The 16,412-nt window shown below is 63.3% G+C and carries 11 protein-coding genes and 1 tRNA gene; all 12 read left to right on the top strand.

Features of this window, described 5'->3' with window-relative positions:
- Positions 1–106: 106 nt before the first annotated feature.
- The 12 genes from AC06FE_RS19325 to fusA all read left to right on the top strand — a co-directional run bounded on the left by AC06FE_RS19325 (position 107) and on the right by fusA (position 16,302).
- Positions 107–182: transfer RNA gene (locus tag AC06FE_RS19325), tRNA-Trp, on the top strand.
- Positions 183–232: 50 nt separating this feature from the next.
- On the top strand, positions 233–640 hold the full coding sequence (gene secE, locus AC06FE_RS19320) for a preprotein translocase subunit SecE (protein WP_132862489.1): 408 nt from the start codon (positions 233–235) through the stop codon (positions 638–640).
- 10 nt (positions 641–650) lie between these two features.
- Positions 651–1,211 (top strand): transcription termination/antitermination protein NusG, encoded by a 561-nt coding sequence (gene nusG / locus AC06FE_RS19315; protein ID WP_132862490.1) that lies wholly within the window; start codon positions 651–653, stop codon positions 1,209–1,211.
- Positions 1,212–1,413: 202 nt separating this feature from the next.
- On the top strand, positions 1,414–1,842 hold the full coding sequence (rplK, locus tag AC06FE_RS19310) for a 50S ribosomal protein L11 (protein ID WP_054663281.1): 429 nt from the start codon (positions 1,414–1,416) through the stop codon (positions 1,840–1,842).
- 4 nt (positions 1,843–1,846) lie between these two features.
- Entirely contained in the window at positions 1,847–2,545 is a 699-nt protein-coding gene (gene rplA, locus AC06FE_RS19305; RefSeq protein ID WP_132862491.1) for a 50S ribosomal protein L1, read from the top strand.
- Positions 2,546–3,125: 580 nt separating this feature from the next.
- Positions 3,126–3,656 (top strand): 50S ribosomal protein L10, encoded by a 531-nt coding sequence (gene rplJ / locus AC06FE_RS19300; protein ID WP_132862492.1) that lies wholly within the window; start codon positions 3,126–3,128, stop codon positions 3,654–3,656.
- A gap of 63 nt (positions 3,657–3,719) precedes the next feature.
- Complete coding sequence (gene rplL, locus AC06FE_RS19295; protein ID WP_192286600.1) at positions 3,720–4,085, top strand: 50S ribosomal protein L7/L12; 366 nt, start codon at positions 3,720–3,722, stop codon at positions 4,083–4,085.
- A gap of 346 nt (positions 4,086–4,431) precedes the next feature.
- Positions 4,432–8,622, top strand: coding sequence for a DNA-directed RNA polymerase subunit beta (rpoB, locus tag AC06FE_RS19290; protein WP_132862494.1), 4,191 nt, complete (start codon positions 4,432–4,434; stop codon positions 8,620–8,622).
- 90 nt (positions 8,623–8,712) lie between these two features.
- The gene (gene rpoC / locus AC06FE_RS19285; RefSeq protein WP_192286599.1) at positions 8,713–12,939 is read left to right on the top strand and encodes a DNA-directed RNA polymerase subunit beta'; all 4,227 of its coding nucleotides are present in this window, start codon (positions 8,713–8,715) and stop codon (positions 12,937–12,939) included.
- A 230-nt stretch (positions 12,940–13,169) separates the two neighbouring features.
- A complete protein-coding gene (gene rpsL / locus AC06FE_RS19280) occupies positions 13,170–13,544 on the top strand; it encodes a 30S ribosomal protein S12 (protein ID WP_004145320.1) in 375 nt (124 codons plus the stop codon).
- Positions 13,545–13,554: 10 nt separating this feature from the next.
- Positions 13,555–14,022, top strand: coding sequence for a 30S ribosomal protein S7 (rpsG, locus tag AC06FE_RS19275; protein WP_192286598.1), 468 nt, complete (start codon positions 13,555–13,557; stop codon positions 14,020–14,022).
- A 138-nt stretch (positions 14,023–14,160) separates the two neighbouring features.
- Positions 14,161–16,302 (top strand): elongation factor G, encoded by a 2,142-nt coding sequence (gene fusA, locus AC06FE_RS19270; RefSeq protein WP_192286597.1) that lies wholly within the window; start codon positions 14,161–14,163, stop codon positions 16,300–16,302.
- The last annotated feature ends 110 nt before the right edge of the window (positions 16,303–16,412 follow it).

The raw sequence follows: 16,412 nt of genomic DNA, 5'->3' as shown, positions 1-16,412 counted from the left end.
AGCCTGCAGTACCCAGCGGTAACTCTGCTGCTGGTTACGCGAACGGCGGGCCGGGAACCTCGGTCCGCCTTCGCCGTCTAAGGGACGTGTAAACAAGTCAAGTCATACGCCAGTAGCTCAATTGGCAGAGCAGCGGTCTCCAAAACCGCAGGTTGGGGGTTCGAGTCCCTCCTGGCGTGCCACTTGCACCTCTCTATCCAGTGACCTTGGTCGCACCAGCAACAAGAGTCGGATGAACAGCAAGATCGAACATTCCAAGTCCGCTGCTTCCGGCGGCGATATGGTCAAGTATGTTGGCGCCGCGCTGCTGGTGCTGGCGGGTCTGTTCGTCTGGTTCTGGTTCTCCTCGCCGGAAAAGGCGGCTCAGCTGGGTGCCTGGTCGGGCCAGCTGCGTGCTCTGGCCGTGGTGGTGGGGCTGGTCGCCGGTGGCGCCGTGTTCATGCTGACCGCCAAGGGCCGTCAGACGCGTGAATTCCTTTCCGAATCCCGTTTCGAGCTGCGCAAGGTCGTGTGGCCGACCCGCCAGGAGGCCATCCGCATGACGTGGGTGGTGATCGTGGTGGTGATCGTGTTGAGCCTGCTGCTGGGTGGGTTCGACTTCGCGATCCAGAAGCTGACCCAGTGGTTCCTGGGTCGTTGAGGAGATAACAGTGAAGCGTTGGTACGTCGTTCACGCCTATTCAGGTTTTGAGAAGTCCGTGGCGCAGGCATTGCGCGATCGCATTGTGCGCGACGAGATGCAGGACCGCTTCGGCGACGTGCTCGTCCCGACCGAAGAAGTGGTCGAAATGCGCTCCGGCCAGAAGCGCCGTTCCGAGCGCAAGTTCTTCCCGGGTTACGTGCTGGTCCAGATCGAGACCCACGAAGAAGCCGGCATCCCGCGCATCGACAACGAAAGCTGGCACCTGGTGAAGGACACTTCCAAGGTGATGGGCTTCATCGGTGGCACTGCCGACCGTCCGCTGCCGATCCGTGACGAAGAGGCCGCAGCCATCCTGGATCGCGTTCAGGAAGGTGTCGAGAAGCCGCGTCCGAAGATCCTGTTCGAGCCGGGCCAGATGGTCCGTGTCACCGAAGGTCCCTTCAACGACTTCAACGGCGTGGTGGAAGAGGTCAACTACGAGAAGAGCCGCCTGCGCGTCTCGGTGCTGATCTTCGGTCGCGCTACCCCGGTCGAGCTCGAGTTCGGCCAGGTCGAAAAGGCGGTCTGAGTTCGCGGCCTGGCCTGTTCAGGTTGAGGTCGAAAAAACTGCTAGAATTGCTGGCTCCCTGTCATGGGGCTGAATCGAAGGCTGCCGCGAGGTGGCCTTTGGTGCGATTCAAGGATTTCAAAACGCGAATGCCGGGACGCGTGATTCCCGGTCCGATGGGGAGCCTGTTGTCGAAAGGCGCTAGCACCCGGAGAGCATAAAAATGGCAAAGAAAGTTGTCGGTTACATTAAGCTGCAGGTGAAGGCCGGTCAGGCCAATCCGTCGCCGCCGGTGGGTCCTGCGCTGGGTCAGCGCGGCCTGAACATCATGGAATTCTGCAAGGCGTTCAATGCCGCCACGCAGAAGCTGGAGCCGGGTATCCCGGTGCCGGTGATCATCACGGCCTACTCGGACCGTACCTTCACCTTCATCACCAAGAGCACCCCGGCCACCGTGCTGCTCAAGAAGGCTGCCGGTATCACCTCCGGTTCCAAGCGCCCGAACACCGACAAGGTGGGCAAGGTCACCCGCAAGCAGCTTGAAGAAATCTGCAAGGCGAAGGAGCCGGATCTGACGGCTGCTGACCTGGACGCCGCCGTGCGTACGATCGCGGGCTCTGCCCGTTCCATGGGCCTGGTGGTGGAGGGTTAATCTGATGGCACAGACCAAGCGTGAGAAGGCCATCAAGGCCGCCGTCGTTCCGGGCAAGGCCTACGCCTTCGAAGAAGCGATCAACATCCTGAAGACCGCCGCCAAGGCCAAGTTCGTCGAGTCGATCGACGTGGCCGTGCGTCTGGGCGTGGATGCCAAGAAGTCCGACCAGCAGGTGCGCGGTTCGACCGTGCTGCCGGCGGGTACCGGCAAGTCGGTCCGCGTCGCCGTGTTCGCACCGGCCGGTGCCAAGGCTGACGAAGCCCTGGCCGCTGGTGCCGAAGCCGTCGGCATGGATGACCTGGCCGAGAAGATGCAGGCCGGCGATCTGAACTATGACGTGGTCATCGCGACCCCGGACGCAATGCGCGTCGTGGGTAAGCTGGGTACCGTGCTGGGCCCGCGCGGCCTGATGCCGAACCCGAAGGTTGGCACCGTGTCGCCGAACCCGGCCGAAGCCGTGAAGAATGCCAAGTCGGGTCAGGTGCGTTACCGCACCGACAAGGCCGGCATCATCCACTGCACCATCGGCAAGGCCAGCTTCGACAACGCCGCGCTGCAGTCGAACCTGCAGGCGCTGCTGCTGGACCTGATCAAGGCCAAGCCGGCCACCTCGAAGGGCACCTACCTGCAGAAGGTTTCGGTCAGCTCGACGATGGGCCCGGGCGTCACCGTCGACCAGTCGTCGCTGACCCTGAAGTGATGTGGTGGCCCGCGTGCCTGCCGGCACGCGGCGCCATGAATGCAGTACCTCCGCGGTAGCAGCACCCGAGCCCGGACATGCCGCCGGATGCTGCTTCCACGGGACCGCAACAGCAGTGTCACCCGTCAGGGCGATGCTGGACATTTGAAGGCATCGCGCCGGTCCGCCGACGCGATAGCCGTCAAAGACCGCAGGCGCGGTCAGCGCATACCGGCGACGGGCACGGAAGCTCGATCTGGCAAGGAGTCGCCGCCGGCATAGCGGGATCGCTTAATCGATCCACTCGTGGATCACCCTGCGTAGATGGTGATGCCCTTCTGGAGTTTTCTGGTTTAACGCACGTCTGGGGTAACCCGGGTTGGCCCACTCCAGGTCTAGAACGGCCACCACAGGAGCATCGTTCCGATGTTCCCGGCGTCCAGGAAGGATGCTGCCATGGACCGTAAGCGGCAGGGAGCCGTGAGCGGAGTTTGTTTGAAGCAGGGATTCGGGATTCGATGTGGGTGCGGTGTGGAGGCGGCTTCGCTTCCGGCCGAAACCGGATCACCCTTCCCGGTCCCCGCTTTAACGGAGGAGTGCAATGGCTCTCAATCTGTCCCAGAAGCAAGAAGTAGTCGCCGAACTGGCAGACGTCGCCGCCAAGGCCCACTCCTTGATCGCAGCCGAATACGCTGGCACCACGGTCGCCCAGATGACCGCGATGCGCAAGCAGGCCCGCGAAACCGGCGTTTTCTTGAAGGTTGTCAAGAACACGCTGGCCGCGCGCGCCGTTGAAGGCACCGATTTCGCAGTTGCAAAGGACCAGATGGTCGGTCCGCTGCTGTACGCGTTTTCGCTCGAGGAGCCCGGCGCAGCCGGTCGCCTGATCAAGGATGCAGCCAAGGGCAACGACAAGCTGAAGGCGAAGGTCGTGGCAATCGGCGGGGAAATCTTCCCGGCCAGCCACGTCGAAGTGCTGGCATCGCTGCCGACCCGTGATCAGGCCCTGGCCATGCTGGCCCGCGTCCTGACCGAGCCGGTCACCATGTTCGCGCGCGCCGTCAAGGCTGTCGGTGAAAAGCAGGACGGTGGTGCAGCAGCAGCTGCCGAGCCGGCCGCTGAAACCGCCTAAGTTCGACGTCCCCGTGGTTCCGTCCGGAACCTCAATCCAGAATATTTTCCAAAGGTAATCAAAATGTCCCTTACCAACGAACAGATCGTCGACGCCATCGCCGAGAAGTCCCTGATGGAAGTGATGGAGCTGGTCAAGGCCATCGAAGAGAAGTTCGGCGTCTCCGCCGCTGCCCCGGTTGCCGTTGCCGTTGCCGGCCCGGCCGCTGTGGTTGAAGAGCAGACCGAATTCAACGTCATCCTGAAGGACGCCGGCGCCAAGAAGGTCGACGTCATCAAGGCCGTCCGCGCCATCACCGGCCTGGGCCTGAAGGAAGCCAAGGACCTGACCGAAGCCGGTGGCGTCGTGAAGGAAGGCGCTTCGAAGGAAGAAGCCGACAAGTTCAAGAAGGAACTGGAAGCCGCCGGCGCGACCGTCGAGCTGAAGTAATCAGTTCCTTGCGTCGCCATTGTTTCGCGGCGATGCAGCTAGGGCTGGGGGTGTAAACCCCCGGCCTTTGGTCGTTTCAAACGTTGTGATGCCGGGCTTGGCCGGGCACCAGGACGGGTAGGGCCGGGCCACGCCCGGCAGGCAGTAGATGTAGAAAGTCCAACGTGGCAGGTGTCCGTCGCCGCCTCCTCCGGGAATGAGCGAACACGGGCGCAAGCGAGTTGGCAGTTGGAAGTAGCGGGAGAAGGCGTGCTGGTGCCGGCAATACCAGCGACTTCCAACTGACAATTTCAAGTTTCCCTACGGGTCGTGGACGCACGGCCCGCACAACAAGGTGGAAGACCTCATGACGTCCTATTCGTACACCGAAAAAAAGCGCATCCGCAAGGATTTCGGCAAGCAGCGCTCGATCCTCGAGGTGCCGTTCCTGTTGGCCATCCAGGTCGACTCGTACCGCGATTTCCTGCAGGAAAACGTCGACCCGGCCAAGCGCACCGACCACGGCCTGCACGCCGCGCTGAAGTCGGTGTTCCCGATTTCCAGCTACAGCGGCAATGCCGCCCTGGAGTACGTGGGCTACAAGCTGGGCGACCCGGTGTTCGACGAGCGTGAATGCCGCCAGCGCGGCATGAGCTACGGCGCGCCGCTGCGCGTGACCGTGCGCCTGGTCATCTACGACCGCGAGTCGTCCACCAAGGCGATCAAGTACGTGAAGGAGCAGGAGGTCTATCTGGGCGAGATCCCGCTGATGACCGAAAACGGCACCTTCATCGTCAACGGTACCGAGCGCGTCATCGTGTCGCAGCTGCACCGTTCGCCGGGTGTGTTCTTCGACCACGACCGCGGCAAGACCCACAGCTCGGGCAAGCTGTTGTACAGCGCCCGCATCATTCCTTACCGCGGCTCCTGGCTGGACTTCGAGTTCGACCCGAAGGACGCGCTGTTCACCCGTATCGACCGTCGCCGCAAGCTGCCGGTGTCGATCCTGCTGCGCGCGCTTGGCTACAGCAACGAAGAGATGCTGGCCGAGTTCTTCGAGATCAACACGTTCCACATCAACCCGGACGAAGGCGTGCAGCTGGAGCTGGTGCCGGAGCGCCTGCGTGGTGAAACCCTGGGCTTCGACCTGGCCGACGGTGACAAGGTCATCGTGGAAGCCGGCAAGCGCATCACCGCGCGCCACATCAAGCAGCTGCAGGCCTCGGGCATCGCCGCCCTGGCCGTGCCGGACGACTACCTGGTCGGCCGCATCCTGTCGCACGACGTGGTCGATGCGAACACCGGTGAACTGCTGGCCCAGGCCAACGACGAGATCAGCGACGAGCAGCTGCAGAACTTCCGCAAGGCGGGCGTTGACGCGGTCGGCACCCTGTGGGTGAACGACCTGGACCGTGGCGCGTACCTGTCCAACACCCTGCGCATCGACCCGACCAAGACCCAGCTGGAAGCCCTGGTCGAGATCTACCGCATGATGCGCCCGGGCGAGCCGCCGACCAAGGACGCCGCGCAGAACCTGTTCCACAACCTGTTCTTCACCTTCGAGCGCTACGACCTGTCCACGGTCGGCCGCATGAAGTTCAACCGCCGTGTCGGCCGCAAGGAAGTCACCGGCGAAGCCGTGCTGTACGACAGCAAGTACTTCGGCGAGCGCAACGACGAGGAATCCAAGCGCCTGGTCGGCGCCCACGGCGAATCGTCCGACATCCTGGACGTGATCAAGGTGCTGACCGAGATCCGCAACGGCCGTGGCGTGGTGGATGACATCGACCACCTGGGCAACCGTCGCGTGCGTTCGGTCGGCGAAATGGCCGAGAACGTGTTCCGCGTGGGCCTGGTCCGCGTCGAGCGCGCGGTCAAGGAGCGCCTGTCGATGGCCGAGTCCGAAGGCCTGACCCCGCAGGAGCTGATCAACGCCAAGCCGGTCGCCGCTGCCATCAAGGAATTCTTCGGTTCCTCGCAGCTGTCGCAGTTCATGGACCAGAACAACCCGCTGTCGGAAGTGACGCACAAGCGCCGCGTCTCGGCACTGGGCCCGGGCGGCCTGACCCGCGAGCGCGCCGGCTTCGAAGTGCGCGACGTGCACCCGACCCATTACGGCCGCGTCTGCACCATCGAAACGCCGGAAGGCCCGAACATCGGCCTGATCAACTCGCTGGCCGTGTTCGCACGCACCAACAAGTACGGCTTCCTGGAAACCCCGTACCGCAAGGTCGTGGACGGCAAGGTCACCGACGACGTCGAGTACCTGTCGGCGATCGAGGAAAACGAGTACGTGATCGCCCAGGCCAACGCCCTGACCGACGCCAAGAACATGCTCACCGAGCTGTTCGTGCCGTGCCGTTACCAGGGGGAGTCGCTGCTCAAGCCGCCGGCGGAAGTCCACTTCATGGACGTCTCGCCGATGCAGACCGTGTCCGTCGCCGCGGCGCTGGTCCCGTTCCTGGAGCACGATGACGCAAACCGCGCACTGATGGGCGCGAACATGCAGCGCCAGGCCGTGCCGACCCTGCGTTCGCAGAAGCCGCTGGTGGGTACCGGCATCGAGCGCGCCGTGGCGCGTGACTCGGGCGTGACCGTGAACGCCCGTCGTGGTGGCGAGATCGTGCAGATCGACGCCGGCCGCATCGTGGTCAAGGTCAACGAGAACGAGATCACCGACGCCGCCGACGCCGGCGTGGACATCTACAACCTGATCAAGTACACCCGCTCGAACCAGAACACCTGCATCAACCAGCGTCCGCTGGTGAACGTGGGTGACGTGATCGCGCGTGGCGACGTGCTGGCCGACGGCCCGTCGACCGACATCGGTGAACTGGCGCTGGGCCAGAACATGCTGATCGCGTTCATGCCGTGGAACGGCTACAACTTCGAAGACTCCATCCTGCTTTCCGAGCGCGTGGTGGAAGAGGATCGCTACACCACGATCCACATCGAAGAGCTGACCTGCGTTGCGCGTGACACCAAGCTGGGGCCGGAGGAAATCTCGGCCGACATCCCGAACGTCTCCGAGCAGGCGCTGAACCGCCTGGACGAGAGCGGCGTGGTGTACATCGGTGCCGAAGTGCGCGCCGGCGACATCATGGTCGGCAAGGTCACCCCGAAGGGCGAAAGCCAGCTGACCCCGGAAGAGAAGCTGCTGCGCGCCATCTTCGGCGAGAAGGCTTCGGACGTTAAGGACAGCTCGCTGCGCGTTCCGCCGGGCATGGACGGCACCGTCATCGACGTGCAGGTCTTTACCCGCGACGGCATCGAGAAGGACAAGCGCGCCCGCCAGATCGAAGAGAACGAGATCAAGCGCGTCAAGAAGGACTTCGACGACCAGTTCCGCATCCTGGAAGGCGCCATCTACGCCCGTCTGCGTTCGCAGATCGTGGGCAAGGTGGTCAACGGCGGCGCCGGCCTGAAGAAGGGCGACGTGATCTCCGACGCGTTCCTGGACGGCCTGAAGAAGTCCGACTGGTTCACCCTGCGCATGAAGGACGACGACGCAGCCGAAGCCATCGAGCGTGCCCAGATGCAGATCCAGGCACACGAGAAGGAATTCGAGCGCCGCTTCGCCGACAAGCGCGGCAAGATCACCCAGGGCGACGACCTGGCACCGGGCGTGCTGAAGATGGTCAAGGTGTTCCTGGCCGTGAAGCGTCGCATCCAGCCGGGTGACAAGATGGCAGGCCGCCACGGCAACAAGGGTGTGGTCTCCAACGTGGTGCCGGTCGAAGACATGCCGTACATGGCCGATGGCACCTCGGTGGACATCTGCTTGAACCCGCTGGGCGTGCCGTCGCGTATGAACATCGGCCAGATCCTGGAAGTGCACCTTGGCTGGGCCGCGAAGGGCCTGGGCAAGCGCATCCAGCGCATGCTGGAGCAGCAGCGCGCCGTCAGCGAGCTGCGTGAGTTCCTGGGCAAGGTCTACAACCACGACTCGGCCCTGGCCGGTGAGCGCGTCGACCTGACGCAGTTCAGCGACGAGGAACTGATCAACCTGGCCAAGAACCTGACCGACGGCGTGCCGATGGCAACCCCGGTGTTCGACGGTGCGCTGGAAGACGAGATCCGCGAAATGCTGAACCTCGCCTACCCGGACGGTGCCCCGGAGACCGAGGTGCTGGGCTTCAACGGCAGCAAGACCCAGATGCAGCTGTTCGACGGCCGCACCGGCGAAGCATTCGACCGCAAGACCACCGTCGGCTACATGCACTACCTGAAGCTGAACCACCTGGTCGACGACAAGATGCACGCCCGTTCGACCGGCCCGTACTCGCTCGTCACCCAGCAGCCGCTGGGCGGCAAGGCGCAGTTCGGTGGCCAGCGCTTCGGTGAAATGGAAGTCTGGGCGCTGGAAGCCTACGGCGCGGCCTACACCCTGCAGGAAATGCTGACGGTGAAGTCCGACGACGTGCAGGGCCGCAACCAGATGTACAAGAACATCGTCGACGGCGAGCACGAGATGGTCGCGGGCATGCCGGAATCCTTCAACGTGTTGGTGAAGGAAATCCGCTCGCTGGCCATCAACATGGAACTGGAAGACAACTGATCGGGCAGGCGCTGCTGCAGTGATGCAGCAGCGCCGCCAGCAGCGACCTGACAGCCCATCGACAAAGATTTCCTCCTTTCGGAGAACACCATGAAAGACCTGCTCAACCTCTTCAACCAGCAGCGCCAGACGCTGGACTTCGACGCGATCAAGATCGCGCTGGCCTCGCCGGACCTGATCCGTTCGTGGTCCTTCGGCGAAGTGAAGAAGCCGGAAACCATCAACTACCGTACCTTCAAGCCGGAGCGTGACGGCCTGTTCTGCGCCGCCATCTTCGGACCGGTCAAGGACTACGAGTGCCTGTGCGGCAAGTACAAGCGCATGAAGCACCGCGGCGTGGTCTGCGAGAAGTGCGGCACCGAAGTGACCCTGGCCAAGGTGCGCCGCGAGCGCATGGGCCACATCGACCTGGCTTCGCCGGTCGCCCACATCTGGTTCCTCAAGTCGCTGCCGTCGCGCATCGGCCTGATGCTGGACATGACCCTGCGCGACATCGAGCGCGTGCTGTACTTCGAAGCCTACGTGGTGACCGAGCCGGGCCTGACCGCCCTGGAGCGCCGCCAGCTGCTGACCGAAGAACAGTACCTGCAGGCCCGCCAGGAGCACGGTGATGACTTCGACGCCGCCATGGGCGCCGAGGCCGTCTACGAGCTGCTGCGCACCATCGACCTGCAGGCCGAGATGGTCCGCCTGCGCGAGGAAATCGCCTCGACCGGTTCGGAAACCAAGCTCAAGCGCCTGACCAAGCGCATCAAGCTGGTCGAAGCCTTCCTGGAATCGGGCAACCGCCCGGAATGGATGGTGATGACCGTGCTGCCGGTGCTGCCGCCGGACCTGCGTCCGCTGGTGCCGCTGGACGGTGGCCGCTTCGCGACCTCCGACCTGAACGACCTGTACCGCCGCGTCATCAACCGCAACAACCGCCTGCGCCGCCTGCTGGAGCTCAACGCGCCGGACATCATCGTGCGCAACGAAAAGCGCATGCTGCAGGAATCGGTTGACGCCCTGCTGGACAACGGCCGTCGCGGCCGTGCCATCACCGGCACCAACAAGCGCCCGCTCAAGTCGCTGGCCGACATGATCAAGGGCAAGCAGGGTCGCTTCCGCCAGAACCTGCTGGGCAAGCGCGTGGACTACTCCGGCCGTTCGGTGATCACCGTCGGTCCGTACCTCAAGCTGCACCAGTGCGGCCTGCCGAAGAAGATGGCGCTGGAGCTGTTCAAGCCGTTCGTCTTCGCCAAGCTGCAGCGTCGTGGCCTGGCCACCACCATCAAGGCCGCCAAGAAGCTGGTCGAGCGCGAGGAAGGCGAAGTCTGGGACGTCCTGGAAGAAGTCATCCGCGAGCATCCGGTGCTGCTGAACCGCGCGCCGACCCTGCACCGTCTGGGCATCCAGGCGTTCGAACCGCTGCTGATCGAAGGCAAGGCCATCCAGCTGCACCCGCTGGTCTGTACTGCGTTCAACGCCGACTTCGACGGTGACCAGATGGCCGTCCACGTGCCGCTCTCGCTGGAAGCCCAGCTCGAAGCGCGTGCGCTGATGATGTCCACCAACAACATCCTGTCACCGGCCAACGGCGAGCCGATCATCGTGCCGTCGCAGGACGTGGTGTTGGGCCTGTACTACATGAGCCGCGCCCTGGTGAACAAGAAGGGCGAGGGCATGGTGTTCGCCAACACCGACGAAGTGAAGCGCGCCTACGACAACCGTCTGGTCGAGCTGCACGCCAAGGTGAAGGTGCGCATCACCCAGGTCGAGCGCGACGAGGAAGGCAACAAGGTCACCAAGACCTCGATCCAGGACACGACCGTCGGCCGTGCGCTGCTGAGCGAGATCATGCCCGAGGGCCTGCCGTTCGAGCTGTGCAACACCGAGATGACCAAGAAGAACATCTCGCGCCTGATCAACCAGAGCTACCGTCTGCTTGGCCTGAAGGACACCGTGGTGTTCGCCGACAAGCTGATGTACACCGGTTATGCCTACGCAACCCGCGCCGGCGTGTCGATCGGTATCGACGACATGCTGATCCCGGACGAGAAGAAGGGCATCCTGGGCGAAGCCGAGCAGGAAGTGCTGGAAATCCAGGAGCAGTACCAGTCCGGTCTGGTCACCGCGGGCGAGCGCTACAACAAGGTGGTCGACATCTGGTCGCGCACCAACGAGCGCATCGCCAAGGCGATGATGGAAACCATCGGTACCGAGAAGGTCGAGGATTCGGAAGGCAAGATCGTCGACCAGAAGTCGATGAACTCGCTGTACATCATGGCCGACTCCGGCGCGCGTGGTAGCCAGGCGCAGATCCGTCAGCTGGCCGGCATGCGCGGCCTGATGGCCCGCCCGGACGGCTCGATCATCGAGACGCCCATCAAGGCGAACTTCCGCGAAGGCCTGAACGTGCAGGAGTACTTCAACTCCACCCACGGTGCCCGTAAGGGTCTGGCCGATACCGCGCTGAAGACGGCGAACTCGGGTTACCTGACCCGTCGTCTGGTCGACGTGGCGCAGGACGTGGTGATCACCGAAGTCGACTGCGGCACCGTCGAAGGCCTGACCATGACCCCGATCGTGGAAGGTGGCGACGTGGTCGAGCCGTTGAAGGACCGCGTGCTGGGCCGCGTGGTTGCCGAGGACGTGTTCCTGCCGGGCAACGACGAGGATCCGATCGTGACCCGCAACACGCTGCTCGACGAGCAGTGGGTGAACAAGCTGGAAGAAGCCGGCGTGCAGACCATCAAGGTCCGCTCGACGATCACCTGCGAGTCGGCGTTCGGCGTGTGCTCGCGCTGCTACGGCCGCGATCTGGCCCGTGGCCACATCGTCAACATCGGTGAAGCGGTCGGCGTCATCGCCGCGCAGTCGATCGGTGAGCCGGGTACCCAGCTGACCATGCGTACGTTCCACATCGGTGGTGCGGCATCGCGTGCGGCGGCGGTGGACAACATCACCGTCAAGACCACCGGTTCGGTCAAGTTCAACAACCTCAAGCACGTCGAGCAGGTCAGCGGTTCGCTGGTCGCGGTGTCGCGCTCGGGCGAAATCTCCGTGCTCGACCCGCACGGCCGTGAGCGCGAGCGCTACAAGCTGCCGTACGGCGCCACCATCACCGTCAAGGATGGTGCCGAGATCAAGGCTGGCCAGACCGTGGCCAACTGGGATCCGCATAACCACCCGATCGTGTCGGAAGTGGCTGGCTTCGTGCGCTTCATCGACTTCGTCGACGGCATCACCGTCATCGAGAAGACCGATGAACTGACCGGCCTGGCTTCGCGTGAAATCACCGACCCGAAGCGTCGTGGCTCGCAGGCCAAGGACCTGCGTCCGCTGGTCCGCATCGTCGATGGCAAGGGCAATGACCTGACCATCCCGGGCACCGACCTGCCGGCGCAGTACCTGTTGCCGCCGCGTTCGATCGTCAACCTGCAGGACGGCGCCCCGGTGGGCGTGGGCGACGTGGTCGCCAAGATCCCGCAGGAAGCGTCCAAGACCCGCGACATCACCGGTGGTCTGCCGCGCGTTGCCGACCTGTTCGAAGCGCGCAAGCCGAAGGATCCGGCGATCCTGGCCGAGCGTTCGGGCATCATCAGCTTCGGCAAGGACACCAAGGGCAAGCAGCGCCTGATCATCAAGGACACCGATGGTTCCGAGCACGAAGAGCTGATCCCGAAGTACCGCCAGATCATCGTGTTCGAAGGCGAGCACGTGACCCGCGGCGAAACCATCGTGGACGGCGAGCCGAGCCCGCAGGACATCCTGCGCCTGAAGGGCGTGGAAGAGCTGGCGCGCTACCTGGTCAAGGAAATCCAGGACGTGTACCGCCTGCAGGGCGTGAAGATCAACGACAAGCACATCGAAGTGATCTCGCGTCAGATGCTGCGCAAGGTTGAAATCACCGACCAGGGCAACAGCAAGTTCCTGAACGGCGAGCAGGCTGAACGCCAGCGCGTCATCGAGGAAAATGCCAAGCTGGCCACCCGCAACGAGCTGCCGGCGCAGTTCGATCCGGTCCTACTGGGCATCACCAAGGCCTCGCTGGCAACCGAATCGTTCATCTCGGCCGCGTCGTTCCAGGAAACCACCCGCGTGTTGACCGAGGCTGCCGTGCGCGGCACCGCCGACAACCTGCGCGGCCTGAAGGAAAACGTGATCGTCGGCCGCCTGATCCCGGCCGGTACCGGCCTGGCGTACCACGCCAAGCGCCGTCGCGGTGCCTCGGGCCTGACGGAATCGGAAATCCAGACCCTGGCCGGCACGGCAGCGGTTGCCGATGTTGAAACCGCGTCGCCGGAAGCCGAGCAGGCAACGGGCGGCGAGGAGTAAGATAGTGGGGCTGGCCGGTCCGCTCGCGGGCCGGCCCGCTCAACCTGAACGGGGTACATGGAGGCGCCCCTGTAACAGTCCTGGATCAGGGCTGGCTTGGAGGGTGGGTGTTTGACTGCCTACTTGACAAGTTGCTACAATCGTCTGTCTCAGCAGGCCAAAAATTTGGCCTGCTTTACATTTTCCGCATCCTTGGCCGTTTTTACGGCCCCAATCAGAAGAACCTACTGATGGCGACGATCAACCAGCTGGTACGCAAGCCTCGGCAAGCGACCACCTACAAGAGTGCCTCCCCGGCCCTCGACAAGTGCCCGCAGCGCCGTGGCGTCTGCACCCGTGTCTACACCACCACTCCGAAGAAGCCGAACTCGGCTCTGCGCAAGGTTGCCAAGGTCCGCCTGACCAACCAGGAAGAAGTGATTTCCTACATCGGTGGTGAAGGCCACAACCTGCAGGAGCACTCCGTGGTCCTGATCCGCGGCGGTCGCGTCAAGGACCTGCCGGGTGTGCGTTACCACACCGTCCGTGGCTCGCTCGACGCCGCTGGCGTTGCCAAGCGTCGCCAGGCGCGTTCCAAGTACGGCGCCAAGCGTCCGAAGGCCTGAGGAGTAAGACATGTCCCGTAAAGGTAATACCCCCCAGCGTTCGGTCCTGCCCGATCCGAAGCACGGAAGTGAAACCATCGCCCGCTTCATCAACATGGTGATGCTGAGCGGCAAGAAGTCCGTTGCTGAAAAGATCGTCTATGGCGCCATGGATGTGATCAGCGAGAAGAACCAGAACGCCGTTGAGCTGGTGCAGAAGGCACTGGACAACGTCGCTCCGGGCGTCGAAGTGAAGTCCCGTCGCGTCGGTGGTGCCACCTACCAGGTGCCGGTCGAAGTGCGCGCTTCGCGCAAGATGGCCCTGGCCATGCGTTGGCTGATCGACTCGGCTCGCAAGCGTGGTGAGAACACCATGCCGCGCAAGCTGGCAGCCGAGCTGCTGGACGCGTCGGAAAACCGTGGCGGCGCCATCAAGAAGCGTGAAGAAACCCACCGTATGGCGGAAGCGAACAAGGCGTTCGCCCACTACCGCTGGTGATTTCGAAGGGGCCTTGGAAACAGGGCCCCTGACACCCATCTGGTGTCACTTGTGGCGCTTTGAGCGCCGCTTCAATCCGAAGGCCGCCGCAAGGCGGCGTTCGGCCATCCGAATTCCAAGAAATTTGAGAGGCTCCCCGTGGCCCGTACTACTCCCATCGAGCGTTACCGCAACTTCGGCATCATGGCTCACATCGATGCCGGCAAGACCACCACGTCCGAGCGCATCCTGTTCTACACCGGCAAGAGCCACAAGCTCGGTGAAGTGCATGACGGTGCCGCCACCATGGACTGGATGGAGCAGGAGCAGGAGCGTGGCATCACGATCCAGTCTGCTGCCACCACCGCGTTCTGGAAGGGCATGGACAAGTCCCTGCCGGAGCACCGCTTCAACATCATCGACACCCCCGGGCACGTTGACTTCACCATCGAAGTCGAGCGCTCGCTGCGCGTGCTCGACGGTGCCGTGTTCGTGCTGTGCGCCGTCGGTGGCGTCCAGCCGCAGTCGGAAACCGTGTGGCGCCAGGCCAACAAGTACCACGTGCCGCGCATCGCGTTCGTCAACAAGATGGACCGTACCGGTGCCAACTTCTTCAAGGTCCGTGACCAGCTGAAGGCCAAGCTGGGCGCCGTGCCGGTGCCGATGCAGGTGCCGATCGGTGCCGAGGAAGGCTTCAAGGGCGTGGTCGACCTGCTCAAGATGAAGGCCATCCATTGGGATGAGGCTTCGCAGGGCATGAAGTTCGAGTACGGCGACATCCCGGCCGACCTGGTGGAGAAGGCTGAAGAAGCCCGCACCTTCATGATCGAGACCGCGGCCGAAGCCAGCGAAGAGCTGATGGAAAAGTACCTGGGCGGCGAAGAGCTGGCCGAGGCTGAAATCATCGAGGCGCTGCGCGTTCGTACTCTGGCCACCGAGATCGTGCCGATGTTCTGCGGCTCGGCGTTCAAGAACAAGGGCGTGCAGGCCATGCTCGACGGCGTGATCCAGCTGCTGCCGTCGCCGGTCGACGTGCCGGACGTGAAAGGCGTGGACGTCGACGACGACACCATCGAGATGACCCGCAAGTCGGACGACAAGGCTCCGTTCTCGTCGCTGGCGTTCAAGATCATCACCGACCCGTTCGTCGGCGCGCTGACCTTCTTCCGCGTCTACTCCGGCGTGCTGACCGGTGGCGACACCGTGCTGAACTCGGTGAAGAACAAGAAGGAGCGCATCGGCCGCATCCTGCAGATGCACTCGAACAACCGCGAGGAAATCAAGGAAGTTCTGGCTGGTGACATCGCTGCTGCCGTGGGCCTGAAGGACACCACCACCGGTGACACGCTGTGCTCGATCGATGCACCGATCGTGCTTGAGCGCATGACCTTCCCGGAGCCGGTGATCTCGATGGCGGTCGAGCCGAAGACCAAGTCGGACCAGGAAAAGATGGGTCTGGCACTGGGCCGCCTGGCGCAGGAAGATCCGTCGTTCCGCGTGAAGACCGACGAAGAATCCGGCCAGACGATCATCTCGGGCATGGGCGAGCTGCACCTGGACATCATCGTTGACCGCCTCAAGCGCGAGTTCAACGTTGAAGCCAACGTCGGCAAGCCGCAGGTCGCGTACCGCGAGACCATCCAGCAGGCTGACGTCAAGTCGGATTACAAGCACGCCAAGCAGTCCGGTGGTAAGGGTCAGTACGGTCACGTCGTGATCGAGCTGTCGCCGATCACCGCTGAAGACCGCGCCGATCCGAAGCTGGCTGCCGCCATCAAGGACGACTTCCTGTTCATCAACGACATCACCGGCGGCGTGATCCCGAAGGAATTCATTCCTTCCGTGGAAAAGGGCCTGCGCGAAACCATCACCAGCGGTCCGCTGGCTGGCTTCCCGGTGGTGGACGTCAAGGTCAAGCTGGTGTTCGGCTCGTACCACGACGTCGACTCCTCGGAAATGGCGTTCAAGCTCGCCTCGTCGATGGCCTTCAAGCAGGGCTTCGCCAAGGCCAAGCCGGTGCTGCTGGAGCCGATCATGAAGGTCGAGATCGTGACCCCGGAGGATTACCAGGGTGACGTGATGGGCGACGTGAGCCGCCGTCGTGGCGTGCTGCAGGGTTCGGGCACCACCGGTGACGGTTCGGCCAGCATCATCAACGCGATGATCCCGCTGGGCGAAATGTTCGGTTACGCCACCGCGCTGCGTTCGCAGACCCAGGGTCGCGCGACCTTCACGATGGAATTCGACCATTACGAGCCGGCGCCGACCAACATCGCCGAAACTGTCATGAAGAAGGCCTGAGTCATCTGACTCAGGCTCTCCAAACAAAAATCAGCTAATCAAGGAATAGAAACATGTCCAAGGGCAAGTTCGAACGTACCAAGCCGCACGTCAACGTCGGCACCATCGGC

The organism is Stenotrophomonas sp. Steno-C18 (assembly GCF_056393195.1).
This window is presented reverse-complemented; position numbering and strand designations above follow the sequence as displayed.

What these genes read in the sequence shown, in the direction of transcription:
- secE (WP_132862489.1), top strand. Translation starts at nt 233, where the DNA reads ATGAACAGCAAGATCGAACATTCCAAGTCCGCTGCTTCCGGCGGCGAT.
- rplK (WP_054663281.1), top strand. Translation starts at nt 1,414, where the DNA reads ATGGCAAAGAAAGTTGTCGGTTACATTAAGCTGCAGGTGAAGGCCGGT.
- rplA (WP_132862491.1), top strand. Translation starts at nt 1,847, where the DNA reads ATGGCACAGACCAAGCGTGAGAAGGCCATCAAGGCCGCCGTCGTTCCG.
- rplJ (WP_132862492.1), top strand. Translation starts at nt 3,126, where the DNA reads ATGGCTCTCAATCTGTCCCAGAAGCAAGAAGTAGTCGCCGAACTGGCA.
- rplL (WP_192286600.1), top strand. Translation starts at nt 3,720, where the DNA reads ATGTCCCTTACCAACGAACAGATCGTCGACGCCATCGCCGAGAAGTCC.
- rpoB (WP_132862494.1), top strand. Translation starts at nt 4,432, where the DNA reads ATGACGTCCTATTCGTACACCGAAAAAAAGCGCATCCGCAAGGATTTC.
- rpoC (WP_192286599.1), top strand. Translation starts at nt 8,713, where the DNA reads ATGAAAGACCTGCTCAACCTCTTCAACCAGCAGCGCCAGACGCTGGAC.
- rpsL (WP_004145320.1), top strand. Translation starts at nt 13,170, where the DNA reads ATGGCGACGATCAACCAGCTGGTACGCAAGCCTCGGCAAGCGACCACC.
- rpsG (WP_192286598.1), top strand. Translation starts at nt 13,555, where the DNA reads ATGTCCCGTAAAGGTAATACCCCCCAGCGTTCGGTCCTGCCCGATCCG.